17 protein-coding genes are annotated in these 19,506 nt (G+C 68.2%); 9 read left to right on the top strand and 8 right to left on the bottom strand.

Annotated features, from left to right (window positions below):
* Positions 1-358 precede the first annotated feature (358 nt).
* From AC0662_RS26880 to AC0662_RS26865, 4 genes are all read left to right on the top strand, one after another.
* Entirely contained in the window at positions 359-982 is a 624-nt protein-coding gene (locus AC0662_RS26880) for a ClpP family protease (RefSeq protein ID WP_452202423.1), read from the top strand.
* A gap of 29 nt (positions 983-1,011) precedes the next feature.
* On the top strand, positions 1,012-1,623 hold the full coding sequence (locus AC0662_RS26875; RefSeq protein WP_478304041.1) for an ATP-dependent Clp protease proteolytic subunit: 612 nt from the start codon (positions 1,012-1,014) through the stop codon (positions 1,621-1,623).
* A 209-nt stretch (positions 1,624-1,832) separates the two neighbouring features.
* Positions 1,833-3,131 (top strand): ATP-dependent Clp protease ATP-binding subunit ClpX, encoded by a 1,299-nt coding sequence (gene clpX / locus AC0662_RS26870; RefSeq protein ID WP_452202427.1) that lies wholly within the window; start codon positions 1,833-1,835, stop codon positions 3,129-3,131.
* A gap of 102 nt (positions 3,132-3,233) precedes the next feature.
* Positions 3,234-4,838 carry an alpha/beta hydrolase gene (locus AC0662_RS26865; RefSeq protein ID WP_478304039.1) on the top strand — a complete coding sequence of 535 codons (1,605 nt, stop codon included), beginning with the start codon at positions 3,234-3,236 and terminating at the stop codon, positions 4,836-4,838.
* On the opposite strand, the gene AC0662_RS26860 is transcribed toward AC0662_RS26865, so the two are convergent.
* Genes AC0662_RS26860 through AC0662_RS26830 form a run of 7 tightly spaced genes read right to left on the bottom strand, consistent with a single transcriptional unit; the run spans position 4,801 to position 13,550 of the window.
* Complete coding sequence (locus tag AC0662_RS26860; RefSeq protein WP_478304037.1) at positions 4,801-6,102, bottom strand: aspartate aminotransferase family protein; 1,302 nt, start codon at positions 6,100-6,102, stop codon at positions 4,801-4,803. The two genes, AC0662_RS26865 and AC0662_RS26860, sit on opposite strands and share 38 nt — an antisense overlap.
* Before the next feature lie 48 nt (positions 6,103-6,150).
* A complete protein-coding gene (locus AC0662_RS26855) occupies positions 6,151-7,518 on the bottom strand; it encodes a hypothetical protein (RefSeq protein ID WP_452202433.1) in 1,368 nt (455 codons plus the stop codon).
* The gene (locus AC0662_RS26850) at positions 7,511-8,311 is read right to left on the bottom strand and encodes an amidohydrolase family protein (RefSeq protein ID WP_478304034.1); all 801 of its coding nucleotides are present in this window, start codon (positions 8,309-8,311) and stop codon (positions 7,511-7,513) included. The genes AC0662_RS26855 and AC0662_RS26850 overlap by 8 nt, the downstream gene beginning before the upstream one ends.
* Complete coding sequence (locus AC0662_RS26845) at positions 8,308-9,081, bottom strand: amidohydrolase family protein (protein ID WP_478304032.1); 774 nt, start codon at positions 9,079-9,081, stop codon at positions 8,308-8,310. The genes AC0662_RS26850 and AC0662_RS26845 overlap by 4 nt, the downstream gene beginning before the upstream one ends.
* Positions 9,074-11,191, bottom strand: coding sequence for a heparinase II/III family protein (locus AC0662_RS26840; protein WP_478304030.1), 2,118 nt, complete (start codon positions 11,189-11,191; stop codon positions 9,074-9,076). Before AC0662_RS26840 ends, AC0662_RS26845 begins: the two co-directional genes overlap by 8 nt.
* Positions 11,188-12,243, bottom strand: coding sequence for a Gfo/Idh/MocA family protein (locus tag AC0662_RS26835; RefSeq protein WP_478304028.1), 1,056 nt, complete (start codon positions 12,241-12,243; stop codon positions 11,188-11,190). Before AC0662_RS26835 ends, AC0662_RS26840 begins: the two co-directional genes overlap by 4 nt.
* Positions 12,244-12,245: 2 nt before the next feature.
* Positions 12,246-13,550, bottom strand: coding sequence for an ABC transporter substrate-binding protein (locus tag AC0662_RS26830; RefSeq protein WP_478304026.1), 1,305 nt, complete (start codon positions 13,548-13,550; stop codon positions 12,246-12,248).
* 191 nt (positions 13,551-13,741) lie between these two features.
* Between AC0662_RS26830 and AC0662_RS26825 the strand changes: the two genes are divergently transcribed.
* Genes AC0662_RS26825 through AC0662_RS26805 form a run of 5 tightly spaced genes read left to right on the top strand, consistent with a single transcriptional unit; the run spans position 13,742 to position 18,583 of the window.
* Positions 13,742-14,623, top strand: coding sequence for a carbohydrate ABC transporter permease (locus tag AC0662_RS26825; protein WP_452202445.1), 882 nt, complete (start codon positions 13,742-13,744; stop codon positions 14,621-14,623).
* The gene (locus tag AC0662_RS26820) at positions 14,623-15,471 is read left to right on the top strand and encodes a carbohydrate ABC transporter permease (protein WP_478304023.1); all 849 of its coding nucleotides are present in this window, start codon (positions 14,623-14,625) and stop codon (positions 15,469-15,471) included. The genes AC0662_RS26825 and AC0662_RS26820 overlap by 1 nt, the downstream gene beginning before the upstream one ends.
* Positions 15,472-15,507: 36 nt before the next feature.
* Positions 15,508-17,022, top strand: coding sequence for a hypothetical protein (locus tag AC0662_RS26815; RefSeq protein ID WP_478304021.1), 1,515 nt, complete (start codon positions 15,508-15,510; stop codon positions 17,020-17,022).
* A complete protein-coding gene (locus AC0662_RS26810; protein WP_478304019.1) occupies positions 17,019-17,840 on the top strand; it encodes a fumarylacetoacetate hydrolase family protein in 822 nt (273 codons plus the stop codon). The genes AC0662_RS26815 and AC0662_RS26810 overlap by 4 nt, the downstream gene beginning before the upstream one ends.
* On the top strand, positions 17,840-18,583 hold the full coding sequence (locus tag AC0662_RS26805) for a sugar isomerase domain-containing protein (RefSeq protein ID WP_478304017.1): 744 nt from the start codon (positions 17,840-17,842) through the stop codon (positions 18,581-18,583). The genes AC0662_RS26810 and AC0662_RS26805 overlap by 1 nt, the downstream gene beginning before the upstream one ends.
* Here the strand turns inward: AC0662_RS26805 and AC0662_RS26800 are convergent.
* Positions 18,580-19,431, bottom strand: coding sequence for an SDR family oxidoreductase (locus AC0662_RS26800; protein ID WP_478304015.1), 852 nt, complete (start codon positions 19,429-19,431; stop codon positions 18,580-18,582). The two genes, AC0662_RS26805 and AC0662_RS26800, sit on opposite strands and share 4 nt — an antisense overlap.
* Between the last annotated feature and the right edge of the window lie 75 nt (positions 19,432-19,506).

Below are 19,506 nucleotides of genomic sequence, written 5' to 3'. Positions count from 1 at the left end.
CCCAGCAGAACGCAGCAACGACCCGGAACCCCGTGAGGGGCTCCGGGTCGTTCGCATATTGCGTGCCGGTTGCAAGGAAACTGTCGGTCCGATCGCCTAGCGTGGCGGGTGAAACGATTTCCGACGGGGGAGGACGCTCGTGGCCGCGCTGCCGCAGGAGCCTGAGGTACGACGGGACGCGGACCCGCCGGACCCTCGCGAAGTACCTGACGAGGCAACGGCCGACGAGCCCGGATCCGTGGTCCTGTGCGACTGGTGAAGCAGCCGAATTCGCTCAGAGCAGACGAGCGGTGCGCCGTGAGCGAACACCTACGGCCCAGCCTTAGGTCTGTCGCCGCCGACCAGTAATGTCGGGTTCGTGAACGAGACATTTGCAGCCAGCCCCACCGCCGCGGGCGGCAACGGATCCGGCGGACAAGACGACGACATCTACCGGGAGTTGCGCAAGAACCGGATCATCTTCCTGGGGTCCGAGGTTCGCGACGACAACGCGAACGCGATCTGCGCGCAGATGCTGCTCCTGAACGCCCAGGACCCGAATGCGGACATCTGGCTGTACATCAACTCGCCGGGTGGCTCGGTCGACTCCGGCATGGCGATCTACGACACCATGCAGTGGATCTCCAACGACGTCGCCACCGTCGGGATGGGCCTGGCCGCGTCGATGGGTCAGTTCCTGCTCTGCGCCGGCGCGAAGAACAAGCGGTTCGCGCTGCCGCACGCGCGGATCATGATGCACCAGCCCTCCGGCGGTATGGGCGGAACGGCGTCGGACATCAAGATCCAGGCGGAGCAGTCGCTGCACCTGAAGGCGCTGCTGTTCCGGCTGATCTCGGAGCACACCAGCCAGCCGCTCGAGCAGGTCGAGAACGACGCCGACCGGGACCGCTGGTTCACTGCCGACCAGGCCAAGGAGTACGGCTTCATCGACCACGTGGTCAGCAGCGCCGCCCAGCTCAGCCAGGGCAGCCCGAACTCCTGATCTCCCACTCCGTCAGTTAAGGACGCACCATGAACTACTTCATCCCGCAGTGGGAGGAGCGCACGTCGTACGGCGTGCGTCGTGTCGACCCGTACACCAAGCTGTTCGAGGAGCGCATCATCTTCCTCGGTACGCCGATCTCCGACGAGATCGCGAACGCCGTGATGGCGCAGCTGCTGTGCCTGCAGTCGATGGACACCGACCGCGACATCAGCATCTACATCAACTCGCCGGGGGGCTCGTTCACGGCCCTGACCGCGATCTACGACACCATCCGCTACATCAAGCCGGACGTGTCCACGGTGTGCCTCGGCCAGGCCGCCTCGGCCGCCGCCGTGCTGCTCGCCGCCGGTACGCCGGGCAAGCGGTTCGCGCTGCCGAACAGCCGGATCATCATCCACCAGCCGGCCACCGAGGGCACCTACGGGCAGTCCAGCGACATCGAGATCCAGGCGAACGAGATCCTCCGGCTGCGCTCGCTGCTGGAGAAGATGATCTCCGACGCCAGCGGCAGGGACATCGCGGACGTCTCCCGCGACATCGAGCGGGACAAGTTCCTGACCGCCGAGCAGGCCGTCGAGTACGGTCTGATCGATCAGGTGTTCGAGTCCCTGAAGGCCCCGGTCCCGGCCGGAGTCTGACTCCGGTTCGCGGGCCCGGGAACTGTCAAGGGCCTGACGCGTTCGCCACCGGCGTAGTCACAACCCGGTGGCGAGCGCGGCTTTTCGGCCCCGGACGGGGTACCGTCAAAACGCGGCTCGGGGTCTCCATGGCTCCCCATGAATCCCCGGTCCGTGCGGCCCATGCCCTCCCGGCCCTGTTCGATTGCGCATAGAAGGGATCTGTCCCGGTGGCACGCATTGGTGACGGCGGCGATCTGCTCAAGTGCTCGTTCTGCGGAAAGAGTCAGAAGCAGGTCAAGAAGCTCATCGCCGGTCCCGGCGTCTACATCTGCGACGAATGCATCGATCTCTGCAACGAGATCATCGAGGAGGAGCTGAACGAAGGCTCCGAGGTCGGTCTCACCGAGCTGCCGAAGCCCCGGGAGATCTACGACTTCCTCAACGCGTACGTCGTGGGTCAGGACGTGGCCAAGAAGGCTCTCGCGGTGGCTGTGTACAACCACTACAAGCGAGTGCGTGACGGCCAGGGCGCGTCCAGCGCGGGCCGGCACGCGAAGGACGAGGCCGTCGAGCTGGCCAAGTCGAACATCCTGCTGATCGGCCCGACGGGCTGCGGCAAGACGTATCTCGCGCAGACGCTCGCCCGGATGCTGAACGTCCCGTTCGCGATCGCCGACGCGACCGCGCTCACCGAGGCCGGCTATGTCGGTGAGGACGTCGAGAACATCCTGCTGAAGCTGATCCAGGCGGCCGACTACGACGTCAAGAAGGCCGAGACCGGGATCATCTACATCGACGAGGTCGACAAGATCGCCCGCAAGAGCGAGAACCCGTCGATCACCCGCGACGTCTCCGGCGAGGGTGTCCAGCAGGCGCTGCTGAAGATCCTGGAAGGGACGACGGCCAGCGTGCCGCCGCAGGGTGGCCGTAAGCACCCGCACCAGGAGTTCATCCAGATCGACACCACCAACGTGCTGTTCATCGTCGGTGGCGCGTTCGCGGGCCTGGACCACATGGTCGAGCAGCGGGTCGGCAAGAAGACCATCGGCTTCAACACCGCTCCTGAGACGGAGAAGCCGAAGGAGCTCGGCGGGTACGCCGACGTGATGCCGGAGGACCTGCTCAAGTTCGGTCTGATCCCCGAGTTCATCGGCCGGCTCCCGGTGATCACCACGGTGTCCCCGCTGGACCGCGAGGCACTGATCAAGATCCTGTCGGAGCCGAAGAACGCGCTGGTCAAGCAGTACCGGCGGCTGTTCGAGATCGACAACGTCGAGCTCGAGTTCACCGACGACGCGGTCGAGGCGATCGCGGACCAGGCGCTGCTCCGCGGCACCGGCGCCCGCGGCCTGCGGGCGATCATGGAGGAAGTCCTCCTGAACGTGATGTACGAGGTGCCCAGCCGTGAGGACGTCGCGAAGGTCGTCGTCACCGGCGAGGTCGTCCTGGAGAACGTGAACCCCACGCTGATCCCGCGCGACCAGATCGAGCGCACCAAGCGCGACCGGCGCGAGAAGAGCGCCTGACAGCAGTCCACAGAGGGAGGCCGGGTCCGCCGCGAGGCGGGTGCCCGGCCTCCTTCTCGTGGTGGACGCGACCGGAGCGGTCACCCGCCTACGGTCGGTGACATGACGCCCAGAAGAATCCTTCGAAGACTGTCTGTCGCCGGCGCGGCCCTGGTGCTGCTCACGCCGATGACCACTGCGGTTGCCCAGGCGCGAACCGCCGTACCGGAAATTGCGTGGGGGAGTTGTGGTGCCGATCCCAAGCTGAAGGCGTTCCAGTGCGCGACCGTCGAGGTCCCGACCGACTACGACCACCCGCGCGGGCCGACCACGACGATCGCGCTGACCCGGCTGCCGGCCGGCGACCCGGCGCACAAGGTCGGGACGCTGTTCACGAATCCCGGTGGTCCGGGTGGTTCCGGCGTCGACTTCGTCCAGGCGGCCGCGCAGGCGATCTACACGCCGGAGCTCCGGGCGAAGTTCGACATCCTCGGCTTCGACCCGCGGGGCGTCAGTCGCTCCGATCCGACGACGTGCTACCCGACGGCCGCCGACGAGTCGAAGGCGATGGCGAACGTCCCGCCGTTCCCGGTGACGGCGAAGGAGGACCGCCAGTTCATCGTGGACGCCGCCAAGGTCGCCGTGAACTGCCGGACCACGTCACCGGACCGGCTCGCGCACTACTCGACCGCGAACGTCGCCCGGGACATGGATCTGCTGCGCGAAGCGGTCGGCGACGACAAGCTCTCGTACGTCGGCTACTCCTACGGCACGTACCTCGGGGCGACGTACGCCAAGCTGTTCCCGAACAAGGTCCGGGCCCTCGTCCTGGACGGCACGCTGAGCCCTGAGGCCTACTCCGGCTCGAACGGTGACAAGGCCCCGCTCGGGGTCCGGCTGAAGCAGGGCGAGGGCGCGTCGGACACGTACGAGCAGTTCCTTGCCGAGTGCAAGAAGGCCGGCGCGGACTGCGTGCTGAACAAGCTCGGTGACCCGAAGACCGTGGTGGAGAACACGCTGGCGCGGCTGAAGACGCATCCGGTCGATGTCCCGCTGCCGGATGGCTCCACGGTGAAGGTGACGTACGCCGTCGCAGTCGCGATCACGTTCCAGAACCTCTACGACCCGCACGGTTACCCCGCCCTCGCGGACATGTGGGCGCAACTCGCGAGCACGAACAAGGCCAAGGCCGCGACCAAGTCCAAGGCGCCGCAAGCGGTGATCGAGTGGAACCGCCGCAAGGAGGACTACACCACGTCGATCGGCAGCGCTTTGCAGCCGTGCGTCGAGGCGAAGCAGTCCGGTCGCCCGCTCGCCTACCCGTCGTACGCCGCGGCCGCGGACAAGCGGGCGCCGCACTTCGGGGCATACCGCACCTGGGTCGGCATCCAGTGCGAGTTCCTGGGGATCCGCGACACCGATGCGTTCCGCGGCCCGTGGAAGAACAAGGTGCAGGAGCCGGTGCTGGTCTTCGGCACCCGTCACGACCCGGCCACGCCGTACGAGTTCACCCGCCCGTACGCGAACCTGTACCCGGACGCGCGGATGGTGACGGTCGAGGGCTGGGGGCACACGACGATCGGTCAGAGCGCCTGCGCCGACCGGATCACCACCGACTACCTGACCGAACTGAAGGCACCGGCCGACGGGAGCACCTGCACGCAGGACCGCAAGCCCTTCGATCCCCTCCCTACAGGGAAGACAGCACTGAATCTGCTGCCGCAATAGTCTCGTCGACCTGGTCTGCGGTGTGCTCGGTGGACAGGAACCACAACCCACGCGGGACGATGCTGATCCCGGCAGCGAACAACGCGGCGTGGAACCGAGCCATCGCGGCCCGGTCGCAGGCAGCGAACGACCGGTAGTCCGTCACCGCGTCCTGGTCGGTGATGTAGGTCTGGAACACCGGACCAGGGCCGTCGACCAGCAGCGGTACGCCGTGTCGTGCAGCGGCCGCGCGCAGGCCGGCCATCAACCGTTGGCCTGCCGCGGTCAGCGGCGGATAGACCGCGTCGCGGTTCTCGTCGAGATGCGTCAGTACGGCGTCCGCGGCGGCCATCCCGACGGGGTGTGAGTTGAACGTCCCCGCGTGCGCCACCTTCCCGTCCGCGATCGTCCCCATCACCGCCCGGGATCCGACCAGCGCGGACACCTGCATCCCGCCGGCCATCGCCTTCCCGAACGCGGCCAGATCCGGTACGACGCCGAGCAGCTCGCCGGCGCCACCGGGGGCGACCCGGAAGCCGGTGATGATCTCGTCGAAGATCAGCAACGACCCGTACTGCGTCGTCAGTGCGCGCAGCCCTTCGAGGTAGCTGGGCTGCGGCGTGATGCAGCCGGTGTTGCACAGCAACGGTTCGAGGATGACGGCGGCGATCTCGTCTCCGCACTGCTCCATGACCGAGGCGACAGCAGGAAGATCGTTGTAGGGCAGCACGATCAGGTCGTCGGCGTCGTGACGCGGCTGGCCCGCCGTACCGCCGACCGCGGTCGGGTGCCGGGCGTCGCCAGCCAGTGCGAGGTCCGGGTGCACGCTGTACAGCACCGGGTCCAGCCAGCCGTGGTAGTTGCCTTCGAACTTCACGATCTTTGGCCGTCCGGTGTGTCCCCGGGCCAGTCTGATCGCGCCGTGCACCGCCTCCGAGCCGACGCTGTTGAAGCGCACCAGCTCCGCAGCGGGGACCATACGGCACAGGCATTCCGCCACCTGTGCCTCCAGCTCGTGCTGGGCCGCGTACGCGACGCCACGACGTACCTGGGCCGACACTGCGTCAGCGACGAGTGGTGCGGCGTGACCTAGCAGGTTGGGGCCTTGGCCGAGCACGTAGTCGAGGTACCTGTTGCCGTCGACGTCCCACAGCTCCGCACCGCGGGCGTGGTCGACGAACAACGGCCGGTCCGCGCGGCGTGCGTCGCTGGAGACCCCACCGGCGATCACCTGCTTGGCTCGCGCGTACAGGCGGTCGGCGTGGTCGTGGACCCTCGTCTGCACAATGTCCTCCAGGGCGGTCGGTCGAGCTTCAGGTCGGCGAGCTTCAGGTCAGTCGAGCTTCTCGGTGAGTAGGCGGAACTGCTGGCGCGGACGGCCGCCGGCGGTCGACCGGGCCGGTGGCAACGGCCAGGCGAGACCTGCCTCCACCAGCTCCTTCAACATGCGCCGACCGGTCCGCTGGGTGACCTGCATGATCGCGGCGACGCTCTCGACGTCGACGACCACCTGCTGGCCGGTAGTCGAGCTCATGGCAGACGCGATCGACGTGACGATCTCCAGCGCCCGCTGGTCGATCTGCGGCGCACCCTCGACGGGAGTGGAGTCCGTCGTCGCCGGTCCTGGTTCAAGGTCCAAACGGTCGCCGCCGCCGTCCAGGTACACCGCGACCTTCCCACCAGCGGCAACCGAGTCTTCGACAGCCATCAGCGCGTTTGCCTCGGCTGCGCGGGCAGTCTGCCCCGTTCCGGCACCAACAGCGACCGGTACGCCGAGTTGCGCGGTCAGTGCACCAAGGAACGGTGCCACCGCGAACTGCTCGGTCAACCGCACCAGAGCGCCGTACGTCGTCGTGACCAGGAACAACGTGTCGGACCGGCGAGTCACCGACGCGCCGACCTGGCGTGCCTCGGACAGCAGCTTCTGGTGGGTCAGCAACGCCAGCTCCTGCTGCCAGTAGTCACCCGACTCCGCCCGCGACCCACTGGTCGGAATGACCTGTACGGCGATCATCGCCAACTGATGCGCGCCCATCCGAGTGCCCTGGCCAAGCAGAACCGCGGTCTCCAGCGCGTCCCGCACACTCGACCGGGTCGGTGCGATCCGGAGTACCGGTACGCCGTCCGCGAGCAGTTCACGCTCCACCGACAGGATCGTGGTCAGCGCCACCGTAGTGTGCTGCCGCTGGAACTTCTCCCGGTGGAACGCGGCGAACCGGGCCACGGACTCGGGCCCCTCGTACGGCACGTCGTACACCTCGGCGGTTCGCAGTCCGATCTCGCGGTATGCCTCGGCCACGTCGGCGAGGGACAGGGAGTCGATGCTGACTCGACTGAGGTCCACGCCGTCGATCGTCAGTGAGGCGCGCAGCAGGGCGGCGTACAGCGCAGCGCCGGTCAGGGGGAGGTGCGTGGACGGAACGGTGAGCCAGTGGCCGGTCGTTGCCAGGTCGAACGCCCACGGGCCGGGGAACACAGCCGAGTCGATGCGGTCCCGCAGCCGGAGGTACCGCTCCTCGGCGTCGGCCTGGTCGTCGTACCCGCCGCTCAGGAACCGGACACCGGGCACCGACCGCTCGGCGACCTCCTGCCCGACCTCCGCCATCGTCTTCACCAACCGGCGTGGCCCGAACAGACCCACCGTCACCGACGGCAAGCGCTCGCCGGACACCGGCTCCGGTTGCTGCGTTTCGTCACTCATCGCCAACCTCTGGTTCCCCCGGTAGCGGCCGCCACCGGAACAGCTTGCGGGCGTTCCCGCTGAGAACATCTTGACGTTGGCTCTCGGTCAGCGGTGCGCACACCACCCGCCCCAGCGACATCCGCTGATCGATGAACGGGAAGTCCGAGCCGAACAGCACCCGATTACTGCCCACCTGGTCGACCATCGACCGGATCAGCGGCCCGGTCATCTGCGAGCCGCACACCTCCAGCCACAGCGACCCGTACCGGCTAGCGGCCGCGATCGCCTCGTCGACCCCCGCCGGGGTGATCCCGGCATGTCCCAGGATCACCTGCGCACCCGGGAACCGCTCCGCGACCGTCTCGAACAGCACCGGCGAGTCGTACGGCGAATGGTGCTCGGAGTGGCTCAGCACCGGGCAACCCGTCGACGCGGCGAACTCCCAGACGGCGGCGTACCGGGCGCCGGTGACCGGGTAGCGGTGCAGGCTCGGGTGCACCTTGATCCCGACGAAGCGCTCGTCCGTCGCGAGCCGGTCCAGCTCGCGCTCCGGGTCCTGCCACGGGTTGATCACCGCGTACGCCGCGATCCGGCCGGGATGCGCGTCGACGGCCGCGAGGGACTGCGAGTTGCCCAGGTGCGCGTCCTGCTGGATCGCCCGGTTCGCCGCGAGCACCGTCACCTCGGCCCCGGTCCGGTCCATCACCGCGACCATCGTCACCGCGTCCGGCTCGGGGATGTAGAACAGCGAGTAGGGGCCGAGGTGCGCGTGCACGTCGACGATCCGGTACGTCGGCCGCCGCCCGATCACGAACGACCTCCAGCGGTACGCCGGACGCGGAACAGGCGACCGGCATTCTCGGACCCGACCAGGCGGACCGTCGCGTCGTCGACACCGGACCACGCCAGCCGCACGACGCTCTCACCGGGATCGCGAACCCCGAGACCGGTCGCGAACAGCAGCCGGTCGGCGAGGTCGTGGGCGGCCAGCCACTCGACGCCTTGGTGCGCGGCGAAGTCGACGAGGTCGACGTGCAGGTTCGCGTGACGGGTCAGCGCGGCCCAGAGCTCGCGGAGCTTGCGGTAGCCGAGGTTCGACACGACGACCGGGAGTTCCGGGAAGCGGGTCGCGACCGCGGTCAGCTCGGGCCAGGTGATCTCGGCGGCGTCCACGCAGAGCGGCAGGTGGTTGGTCTCGAGGGCGCCGTACAACTCGTCAAGGAGGGCGGGGGAGTAGCCGTGGGACAAGGGGTGGATACGGAAGGCGGCGACGCCGTCGTCCACGGCGCGATCGACCAGCGCGGTGAGCGAGTCGAGCTCGCCGGCTGTCGCGGGGACCGCGCTCCAGCAGGCCAGGACGCCACGGTCGGCGAGACTGTGCGCAACGGCGGAGGCTTCCGCGTTGCCGCCGATCGGGTCGTGCAACCAGGACGCCATCGCACTCACCAGCGCGCCCGACAGCGCATAGCGGTCGAGGTGCGCGGCGATCGCGTCGCGGTCGGTGGGCGGCAGCAGCGAGGCCGGGTGTGCGCCGGTGACGATCCGCGCGTCGAACCAGCCCCTGGTCACGTCGTCACTCATGCCGAACCCCGTCAACGGTCCAGGACCCGGCGTACGGGAGCGTCAGGTGTGCCCAGCCGTCCTCGAGCGCCGCGTCGATCACCATGTCGTCGAGACGGATCTCGCCGGCCGCCCGAACCCAGAGCCCGCAACGCCCCGAGCAGGTGACCTCGAACCGCACCGCACCGTCGGAGATCGTCGCGAGCGCGTCGACCGCGTCGGTGGCACGGAGCAGCGCCGGCAGCTCGGTCACCTTCCAACCCGTTGCCCACGACAACTTCCCGTCGACGGTCCGCGTCCATGTGGACCGACCGATCCGGTCGACCGTTTCGCCGATGGTGATCACCAGTTCGCCATCGACGCGCGCGGCCGAAACCTGCGTCGGTTCGCCGCCGGCGTGCGGGATCAGAACGGTGGTGAAGTCACCGCTCGACCGCCCGAAGGACAGCGTGTACAGCGGGCCGTACTCAGCGGCCTTGCGATCGGGGAACGGCCGTCGCGCCACCCCTTCGCTGAGGTCGACATCCGCAGGCCCACCGGCCTCGATCAGCAACAGTCCCGGTCCGTCAGCCGCCGAAGAGTCGTACGTCGAATGGCCGATCTCACGCCACGGATGCACCGCCTGCCAGCACGCCCGGAACGTGTGCGGCCCCGATGCCTCGTCCGTCACCACGACGTACGCCGGCTCCTCGCGCACCATCGCAATCGTGCGCGCCTGCGGTACGCCGTTCCCGTGATGCCGACCGGAGAACACGGCGACCACGCCTGTGTCGACCAGCGGATCAACCGTCACGCCACGATCGGTCGACAACTCGCGACCGTCGACGAGCACCGTGTTGTGACCCCGCCCCGACTGGAACCAGGTCAGGTACTCCGGGTCGTCGTAGCTCGGCGGACCGCCCGCCTCCCACAGCAACGGCTGCTGCCATCCGTCCAGCACGAGATCCAGTACGGCGCGGTGTGAGTGCGACTCCAGTTCGTGCTCGACGTGCGGCCCGTGATTGATCACCGCGCGCAGTTCGTCGCTCCGCAGGATCGTGTACCCGGATTCCGGCAGAACAGTTGCTGCGGGCAACTTGAGACTCGGTGCGCCGGTGATCTCCCGCGAGTGGAAGGACGCCGCCTCGACGGCGAACTCCTCTGCCGACAACCACTGCGCGGCGAACCGTGCAAGCGCCGGATCGTCCAGCAGGTAGCTCCCGCGCACCAGCGACGCGGCCGGCCACTCGACCCCGCTGTCCTGTAGGTGCGGCAGCCACCCGCCCGACGACACCAGCTCGACCATCCAGTGGTGCATGGCCGCGAACCGTGGATGTCCTGCCACCGCCGGATCGATTCGCGCCGCGGTCTGCAGCGCGGTCAGCACCATCCGGTGGTAACCGGGCGACCGCTCGTAGTGCCCACCATCGGGGTAGATGTCCAGCACCAGGTGCTCCTCGATCCGCTGCCGTGCCCGCTCGGCCCACGCCGCCGACTCCACGAGTGACGGCAGTACGGCGCTGAGATGCAGCAGTTCGGTCGCGCACACGAGCTGCCAGTTCCCGTGCCGGAAGACGTCATGCTCGTCGTATGCCCAGCGTGCACCGCCGACCAGGGTCGCGACCAGTCGCCCCCAGACACAGTCGGACAGCGGCGACGTGGTCAGCACCTCGAGCGTCGGCAGCAGGCTCCGGCAGCGCGCCCAGGTACCGAGCGAGTACCAGATGGCGTCGAGCCCGGGCCATTCGCCGGTCACCGAATCACGGTGCTCGACCCAGTCGTCCAGGTGCCGTTCGAAGGCCTGCAGATACCGTTCGTCACCGGTCAACAGCCAGGCGTGGACCCCGGGCGCCAGCCACCCGAGGTAGTGGAACCCGTACAGCTGCGAGCGGCCGCGCCCCAACCCAGTGACCTCGACGCCATCGAGCAGGGGAGCAGCAGCGGTCAGTACGGCGTCCGCGGCCGGCGTGGACCGGATCGCGTCGGCCCACTCGGGCAACGGCCACGCGGGACGCCGGAGCTCACCGGCGACAAAGGCCCGGAGCCCGGCGAGATCGGTGGCCGGCGATCCGAACGCCTTGAGGAGATCGTCCGTCCCGATCCGGTTGATCCGCCCGTCGATATGCCGCGGCTTCTCAGGCCCCGTACTCATGCCGCCCCTGGATCAACGAGCATCGAGACGTCGACCGGCTGCCGGGTCTCGATCGACTGGTGCGCAGCCTCCAATACGGCGGTGACGTTGCGGCTGCTCTCGATCGTGATCAGCGGTTGCCGCCCGGTCCGGCTGCAGTCCACCCAGTGCGCGATCGCGTCGGCGTACGCACCGGACGGGATGCCGTGCATGACCCGCTGGAGCATGTTCCGTGGGTAGCTGTACCCGTCCGGTTTCGCCAGGACGACGCTCTCCTTCTGGCGATCCAGCTGGACGACACCGTTCTCGGCGACGACCGAGACGTAGGAGTCGACGGTGGTCGGGAACGTGTTCGGGTAGATCCACGCCGACTCGAACGTCGCCACCGCGCCGCGCGAGTACTCCGCCTGGATCTGGATCGCGTCCGGGGTGTCGATGCCGAGCGACCGGAGCTTTCCCCAGCGGGCGGTCGCGTAGACCCGGCGTACCTGGTCGCGGAGCAGCCAGGAGACCAGGTCGATGTCGTGGCTGGACAGGAACCAGGCGCAGGTCGTGCGGTCGGCCCAGGACAGCATCTCGGTCGGCACGAAGATCGTGTCGTCCTTGCGGGCGTATGCGACCGCGGCGTCACCGAGGTCCGCGAGCAGTTGGTGGGCCTGCGCGTACGCCGGCACCCAGCGGTGGTTGAACAGGCACATCGCGACGACGCCGTGCTCGCGAATCGCCTGCACCGCCGCGTCCGCCTCGGCGACCGAGGTCGTCATCGGCTTCTCCACCAGGATGTGCTTCCCGGCCTCGGCGGCGCGCACCATCATCTCGCCGTGCACGTCGTCCGGGGTTGTGAGCACGACGGCGTCCACCGTGTCGTCGGACAGCAGCGCCGCCAGATCGGGATGGACCGTGGGGCGCGGTACCCCGCGGCCGGCGATCTCGTCGGCCAGTTGCCCGGCCGACTCCGCCGACCTGCTGGTCACCGCGGTGATCTCGGCGTCGGCCCGGCCGGACAACGACAATGCGTTGCCACGCCCCATGATCCCGGCCCCGACAATCCCGATCCGCAGCACGTCCGTCACGTCTACTTACCCTTCGCCAGAGTCTCGTTCCACGCCTTCTCGGCGTCGTCCAGTGCCTGCTTCGCCGACTTCGTGCCGGACATGTACGCCCGGACCTGGTCGTCGAACAGCTGCCTGAGCTGCTCGTCGTTCCCGGAACCCATCGACGCGTCCACGCTCTGCTTGAAGGTGTCGACCAGGATCTTGCGGGCCTGGTCGGCCGGCGTCGTGCCGGTGATCTGGGTGAAGAACGGGTCCTCGAGGGCCTTCACCGACGACGGGTAGATCGGGACCAGCTTGCAGAGCGCGAGCTGCTGCTCGGGCGCGGCGACGTACTTGAGCCAGGCGGCCGCGGCGGCCTGGTTGTCGGACTTCGCCGGGATGCCCATCACCTGCTGGCCGGGCATGTAGAACTTGCCGTCGGCGCCGAGTGCCGGCGGACCGACCACGATCGACGAGTACACCGCGGGCGCGTTCTTCTCCACGTTCAGCAGCGAACTGGACACGGCGGCCGGGTTGAACGCGATCAGCTTGTTCTCCAGCGACTGCGGCAGGTCCCGCGGGTTCTCGCTGAGCGCGCCGGGAGCGATCGCGCCCGAGCTGAACAGCGGTTTGAACTTCTCCAGCAGCGCGAGCGTCTGCGGGGTGTTGAACGCGGCCTTCTTGCCGTCCTCCGACAACAGCGCGACGCCGTCGGCCTGCACGACGCTCGAGTACGACATGAAGTTCGTCGCCGACTTCCCGGTGGCGTCGTGGTACTTCGTCGCGAGCGCGAGCACTTCGTCGTACGTCTTCGGTGGCTTGGCGGGGTCGAAGCCGGCCTTGGTCAGCAGGTCCTTGTTGTAGAACGACAGCGACGTCCCGCCGTTGTACCACGGGATCGCGATGCGCTTGCCGTCGACAACCATCGGCTCGGCCAGGTTGGGCAGGTAGGCGGCGACGTCCTGCTCGCTGAACAACGAGTTCAGGTCCGCCATCGACCCGGCGAACAGCCCACTCGTCGCGGACGTGAAGTTGACGACGTCCGGCACCTTCCCGCTGGCGATCGCTGCCAGCAGCTTGGTAGTGATGTCCGCACCCGGGACGTCGACCCAGTTGATGTGAACCTTCGGGTGTTCCTTCTGGTAGGCGTCGATCCACTTCTGGATGTCCGGCCCGTAGTTCTTCTGCAGGTTGATCGTCCACCACTCGACGTCGCCGGAGTAGGCGTCGGTGGACTTCTGCTGCGTGTCACCCCCGCCCGCGGGGCTGCCGGACACACAGCCGGCAAGGGCGAGAACGAGTGTGGCGACCACGGTGAGTCGGAGTCTGTGCAGGGGTCGGGCCATCGTTGGCTCCTCGAAACGGAATGTCCTAAACCTGGCTTACAGACATCAGAGTGTTCGCCATCGAACGGCGCGAGTCAACGGAAGAAGCCTGAAATTTTCTGCAGTTACCGCTTCCAGCGCAGGAAGTTGTGCGCTACGGTTCCCGTCAGCTTGGTATCTGAAATCAGGGTTTCAGACACGAGGAGCGAGGTATGCCGGGTCTTCGTGGCCGTGTGGTCGGCCAGCATTGGTACACGCCGTACGTGTTCATGCTGCCCGGACTGCTGTTCTATGCCGCGATGTTCGCGTGGCCGGCGGTGATCGCGATCCAGCTGGCGTTCTCCGACTACGACATCGTCCATCCGGTGCGCTTCTCCGGGCTGGACAACTTCGTCCGGCTGGCGCACGACCCGCGGGTCTGGATCGCGTTGCGGAACTCGCTGCTGTTCGTGCTGATGTTCCTGCCGCTGACCGTGGTCGCGCCGCTGTTCCTGGCGATGCTGGTGAACCTGAAGCTGCGCGCGATCCAGGCGTTCCGGATGCTCTACTACCTGCCGGTGATCACGTCGATGGTCGCGGTGGCGGTCGCCTGGCGGTACGTGTTCAACCGCGAGGGCGTCGTGAACTGGCTGCTCGGCCTCTTCGGCGCCGGCCCGACGGACTTCCTGCTCGACCGGCACTGGGCGCTGCCCACGGTGGTGCTGCTGGAGGCGTGGAAGAACGCCGGCCTGTTCATGATGATCTACCTCGCCGGGCTGCAGGCCGTGCCGTCGGACCAGATCGAAGCGGCGACGATCGACGGTGCCAACGCGTGGCAGCGGCTGATGCACGTCGTCGTACCGTCGCTGCGGCCGACGTTCGCGGTCACGCTGGTGCTCAGCATGCTCGAGGCGATGCGCGCGTTCGAGTCGGTCTACGTGCTGACCCGGGGTGGGCCGCTCGACTCCACTCTCACGCTCGGCTACTACATCTGGTCGAAAGCCTTCGAGGACTACGACATGGGGTACGCGAGCGCGGTCGGTCTGCTGCTCTGGGCGATCATGATCGTCCTGGCCGGCTTCAACCTCCTGGTGACCCGGCGGAGGGATGTCTGATGGCTCGCAGGTTGTACCGCCGACCCAGCCGGATCCGCCTGCGCCGCGTCGGGCTCTACGTCCTCCTGATCGCGGTCGCGGCGCTGTTCGTCGGGCCGTTCCTGATCCTGCTCAGTGCGGCGACCAAGCCGGCCAGCCAGGACGTGTTCGGGTTCCCACCGGACCTGATCCCGCGGCCGCCGGTCGCCGACTGGTTCCGCGAGGCGTGGACCACGATCCCGTACGCGCGGTTCCTGGTGAACTCGGTCATCTACGTCGGCATCACGATCCCGGTGTACCTCGTGGTGTCCGCGCTGACGGCGTACCCGCTGGCGCGGATCGCGTTCCGCGGGCGCGGCGTGTTCTTCATGCTGTTCCTGTCGATCATGTTCCTTCCGGGTGAGCTGATGCTGATCCCGCGGTTCCTGGTGATGAGCCAGCTCGGCCTGACCGACACGTTCGCGGCGGTGATCCTGCCCGCGATCCTGTCCTCGCTCGGGATCTTCCTGCTCCGCCAGGCGTTCTCGCAGATCCCCGACGAGATCATCGAGGCCGCGCGGGTGGACGGCGCGAACGAGTTCGCGATCTTCTGGCGGATCTGCGTCCCGATCGTCGCCCCGACCCTGGCCGTCCTGGCGATCCTCGGGTTCGTCTCGGTCTGGAACAGCTTCATCTGGCCGTTGGTGGTGCTGACCAGCCAGTCGAAGTTCCCGATCGCGCTCGGGATCGCCTACCTCAGCGGGGTCTCCGGCACCGACGTCCGCGGCCTCGCCGCCGGCACGGTGATCTCGCTGGTGCCGGTCATCGCCGTCTTCCTGTTCCTGCAGAAACGCATCCTCAACAGCATGGGTGGCGCCGTCAAAGGCTGACCCGCGCCAACCCGCCCCTACCTTTGTGAGGCATCGATGCAGCTCAGCCGTCGCACGCTCCTGCTCGGAACCACCGCCGGCGGAATCGCCGCCTGGACCGGTCTCCCAGCCCTCTCCGCCGCCGCCGACCCACTCGTCTACGACTCACCCACCGCCTTCGACGCCGCGCAGGCGGGATACCTCGCCTCGAACGCGCAGGACAACGAAGCCGGGCTCTACGCCTGGGGCGAGTCCTACTTCCTGCTCAGCCTGTTGCGGATGTACGAGGCCTATCAGGACGAGCGCTACCTCAAGACGTTCGAGGACCGCGCCCACCACCTGATGAAGACCACCGACCACGCGCGCAAGGTCACCGACTACAAGGGCCGTTCCGGCAAGGTGTGGCGCACCGCGGGCAACTACACCGCGGGTCATGGCGTCCTGCCGGACAGCGCCGGGAAACCAGCGGTGCAACTGCGCTGGGCAGGCAGCCGCGCGGGCGAGTCGACGGCCGAGGTCTCGAACGTTGTCGACAGCACCTTTGACCTCGTCCTCCGGAACCCGGCCACCACCACGGTCGTGACGCTGCACAACGTGACCCTCGATCCGGCGTCCCCGGCGTACGTCGTGACCGCGGTCAACAACGCCTACACCGCGGGACTGCGTTGGACCGCGGTCGATCTCCGCGATGCGCCGACAGCAGTATCCGTGAAGGCTGGCACGATCGCCTTCCAGTCGCAGTACTACGTGTTCGCGGTGCACACCGGGATGGTCGCGTTCCCGATGGCGCGGTACGCGCGGATGGTGCTGCAGTCGGCGAAGCTGCGACAGGGGCCGCGGCAGCAGTTCGCGCGGGAGGTGCTCGACGCGGCGACCGAGGCGGTCGCGTTCCATGACGGCGAGTGGGTCTCGCGGCCGGACGGGACCGGGGACTTCGTGTGGCCGAAGGGTGCGCCGATCCCGTTCGACGGGACGATCCAGCCGTACAACCAGAGTCAGGCGATCGGCCAGGTGCTGATCGAACTGTTCCGGGTCACCGGCAAACCGCAGTACCGGACACGGGTGCTGCAGATGCTGAAGGCGTACGAGCCCGCGCTGCGACCCGTCGGCGACGCGTACGTGTGGACCTATTGGCCGCCGTACAGCGAGTTGTACGCCGGGTATCCGAAGACCGCCGGGATCTCGGAGTACACGCCGTCGTACCCGGCGTCGAAGCAGATCGAGGACCTGAGTCACGCCGCGATCAGCACCGAGTTCGTGCACGCGGCGTACGACGCGGGGATCGACGGTGGGCCGGCGACCGACGTACAGCGGTTCACGAAAACCTTTACGCAGAAGCTGATCCGATCCGCGACCGAGGTCTGGTACCGCGTCGACGGGACGGGTGATGCGGTGCCGGCCAACGCGGTGCAGTGCGCACGATGGGGTGCGTACGCCGAGCAGGACGAGCTCGTGTACCAGCAGTCCCTGCGGGTGTACGACGCCGTGCAACTCGTGCCCGTGCAAGGGTCGCACGCATTGGGTATCGCGTATCTGAACTGGGCCAAGAACGCTGGATGGAGGAACAAGTGAGACTGCTCCGGATCCACACGCCGGACGGACTGCGGGACGCCGTACTGGACGACGACGGCCGGGTGCGGCCGCTGTCGGGCGCGGCCGAGCCGTTCGACGTAGACAGGTGGCGCACGAGAACGCCGGCGGACGAGTCGCTGGACTTGGCCGACGTACGCCTGGCGCCGCCGCTCGATCCCGGGAAGATCGTGTGCGTCGGGCTGAACTACGCCGATCACGCGGCCGAAGGCGGGCAGCAGGCGCCGGCCGAGCCGATCTTGTTCATGAAGGCGCCGGACACCGTCGTCGGTGCGCACGACGACGTGGTGATCCCGCGCGGCGGCGACAAGACCGACTGGGAGGTCGAGCTCGGCGTGGTGATCGGGCGCACCGCGGCGTACCTTGCCGACGAGTCCGAGGCACTGGCGCATGTCGCCGGCTATGTGCTGGTGAACGATGTGTCTGAGCGGCACTTCCAGCTCGAGCGCGGCGGTCAATGGGACAAGGGCAAGAACTCCGCGACGTTCTGCCCACTCGGCCCGTGGGTCCTGACCGCGGACGAGGTGCCCGACCCGCAGGCGCTCAAGCTCGGACTGGACGTGAACGGCGAGGCGTTCCAGGACAGTTCGACCGCCGAGATGATCTTCGGCGTCGCCCACCTGGTGCACTACATCTCGCAGTTCATGACGCTCTACCCGGGCGACGTGATCAGCACCGGTACGCCGGCCGGCGTCGGCGCGGGTCAGAAGCCGCCGCGGTTCCTGCGCGAAGGCGACGTACTGCGGGTCTGGGCGGACGGCCTGGGCGAGCAGCGCAACCGGCTCGTCGCGGCGACCTGATGAGCGCCTATCTGTCCGCGATCACGGAGCTGCTCGGGCGCATCGAGGCCGAGGAACAGGACTCGATCGCGGCCGCCGCGGGCCTGCTCGTGGACCAGATCGCCGCTGACCGCCTGGTCCACGTGTACGGTCCAGGCGGTCACTCGAACCTCGCGGCCCAGGAGATCTTCTTCCGCGCCGGCGGCCTGATGCACGTCTCCGCGATCCTCGACGAGGGCACGCTGCTGTCCAACGGTGCACTCCGCTCGATGGCGGTCGAACGTACGCCGGGGTACGGGCGGATCGTGATCGACACCGCTGGCGTGGGCGCGGGCGACGTACTGCTGCTCGTCAACGCCTACGGGATCAACGCGGCGCTGATCGACGCCGCGTTGACCGCGCGAGAACGCGGCGTACGGACGATCGGGGTCAGCTCCCGGCAGCACGCCGACCAGACCGCGGCGGATCATCCGGCCCGCCATCCGTCGCGGGCGAACCTGCACGAGATCGTCGACGTCGCCGTCGACACGAAGGTGCCGATCGGTGACGCGGTGCTGGAGTTCGACGGGCTGCCGGAGCGGGCCGGTGCGGTCTCGACGTTCGCGAACGCGTTCGCGCTGAACACGATCGTGCTGCGGACGCTGGAGGAGCTGCTGTCCCGGAACATCGCCCCGCCGGTATGGCGCAGTGGCAACGCACCCGGTGGGGACGAGGCGAACGCCCAGTTCCTCGACCGTTTCCGGCAGCGGGTCCGCTGGCTCTAGCCCTTCAGAGCAGTTGCGATCGCGTCCGCGACGGGCGTGGTCGGCCGGCCGATCAGCTGCGTGAGGTCATCGCTGCGGTAGGCCAGCCGGCCGCGCTCGATCGCGTTCTCAACCCCGACGAACATCTGCGCCACCGGCTCCGGGAAGCCGGCGCCGACCAGCACCTGCGTGTGGTCCGCGGGCGAGAGGTTGTTGTAGGCAACGTTCTGCCCACTTTGCTTCGCGAGCTCGGCGGCGTAGTCCGTCAGCGTCCAGTCGGTGTCGCCGTTCAGCTCGTACGCCCGCTTCTCGTGCCCGTCACCGGTCAGGACGACGGCCGCCGCGGCCGCGTAGTCCCGCCGCGCGGCGGACGCGATCCGGCCGTCACCCGCGCTGCCGAGCACCCCGTTGGTCAGCTGTCCGGCGATCTGGTCGGTGTAGACCTCGTTGTACCAGCCGTTGCGCAGGAACGTGTACGGCAGACCGGAGTCGAGGATCGCCTGCTCGGTCGCACGGTGGTCGGCGGCCAGGTCGAAGTCGGCCTCCGGGCCGCCGAGGATGCTGGTGTAGGCGATCCGGGCCACGCCGGCGTCCTTCGCGGCCGCGATGACCGCCTTGTGCTGGTCCAGCCGGTTCGGCTCCAGGCCCGAGATCAGCAGGACGGTGTCGCCGGCGCCGAAGGCCTTGGCCAGTGCGTCCGCGTCGTTGTAGTCGGCGATCCGGACCTCGACGCCGCGGTCCGCGATCGGGGCGGCCTTCTCGGCGTTCCGCGCGACCGCGACGACCTGGTCGGCCGGGACCCGCTGGAGCAGCTCATCGACGACGAGAGTGCCCAGGTGGCCGGTGGCGGCGGTGACGACGATGCTCATCAGTACTCCTTGGTGATTGGTGGGATGTCACCGACAGTAGACGAGCCTGACGAGCGGATCTATGTCCACGGAGCG

Source organism: Kribbella sp. NPDC043289, from assembly GCF_056436705.1.
This window is presented reverse-complemented; position numbering and strand designations above follow the sequence as displayed.

Bases quoted from the DNA above. Each gene is read 5' to 3' on its own strand.
- AC0662_RS26805 (WP_478304017.1), top strand. From the start codon at position 17,840: ATGAGCGCCTATCTGTCCGCGATCACGGAGCTGCTCGGGCGCATCGAG.
- AC0662_RS26820 (WP_478304023.1), top strand. From the start codon at position 14,623: ATGGCTCGCAGGTTGTACCGCCGACCCAGCCGGATCCGCCTGCGCCGC.
- AC0662_RS26815 (WP_478304021.1), top strand. From the start codon at position 15,508: ATGCAGCTCAGCCGTCGCACGCTCCTGCTCGGAACCACCGCCGGCGGA.
- AC0662_RS26855 (WP_452202433.1), bottom strand. From the start codon at position 7,518: ATGAGTGACGAAACGCAGCAACCGGAGCCGGTGTCCGGCGAGCGCTTG.
- AC0662_RS26830 (WP_478304026.1), bottom strand. From the start codon at position 13,550: ATGGCCCGACCCCTGCACAGACTCCGACTCACCGTGGTCGCCACACTC.
- AC0662_RS26800 (WP_478304015.1), bottom strand. From the start codon at position 19,431: ATGAGCATCGTCGTCACCGCCGCCACCGGCCACCTGGGCACTCTCGTC.
- AC0662_RS26840 (WP_478304030.1), bottom strand. From the start codon at position 11,191: ATGAGTACGGGGCCTGAGAAGCCGCGGCATATCGACGGGCGGATCAAC.
- AC0662_RS26875 (WP_478304041.1), top strand. From the start codon at position 1,012: ATGAACTACTTCATCCCGCAGTGGGAGGAGCGCACGTCGTACGGCGTG.
- AC0662_RS26845 (WP_478304032.1), bottom strand. From the start codon at position 9,081: ATGAGTGACGACGTGACCAGGGGCTGGTTCGACGCGCGGATCGTCACC.
- AC0662_RS26825 (WP_452202445.1), top strand. From the start codon at position 13,742: ATGCCGGGTCTTCGTGGCCGTGTGGTCGGCCAGCATTGGTACACGCCG.
- AC0662_RS26865 (WP_478304039.1), top strand. From the start codon at position 3,234: ATGACGCCCAGAAGAATCCTTCGAAGACTGTCTGTCGCCGGCGCGGCC.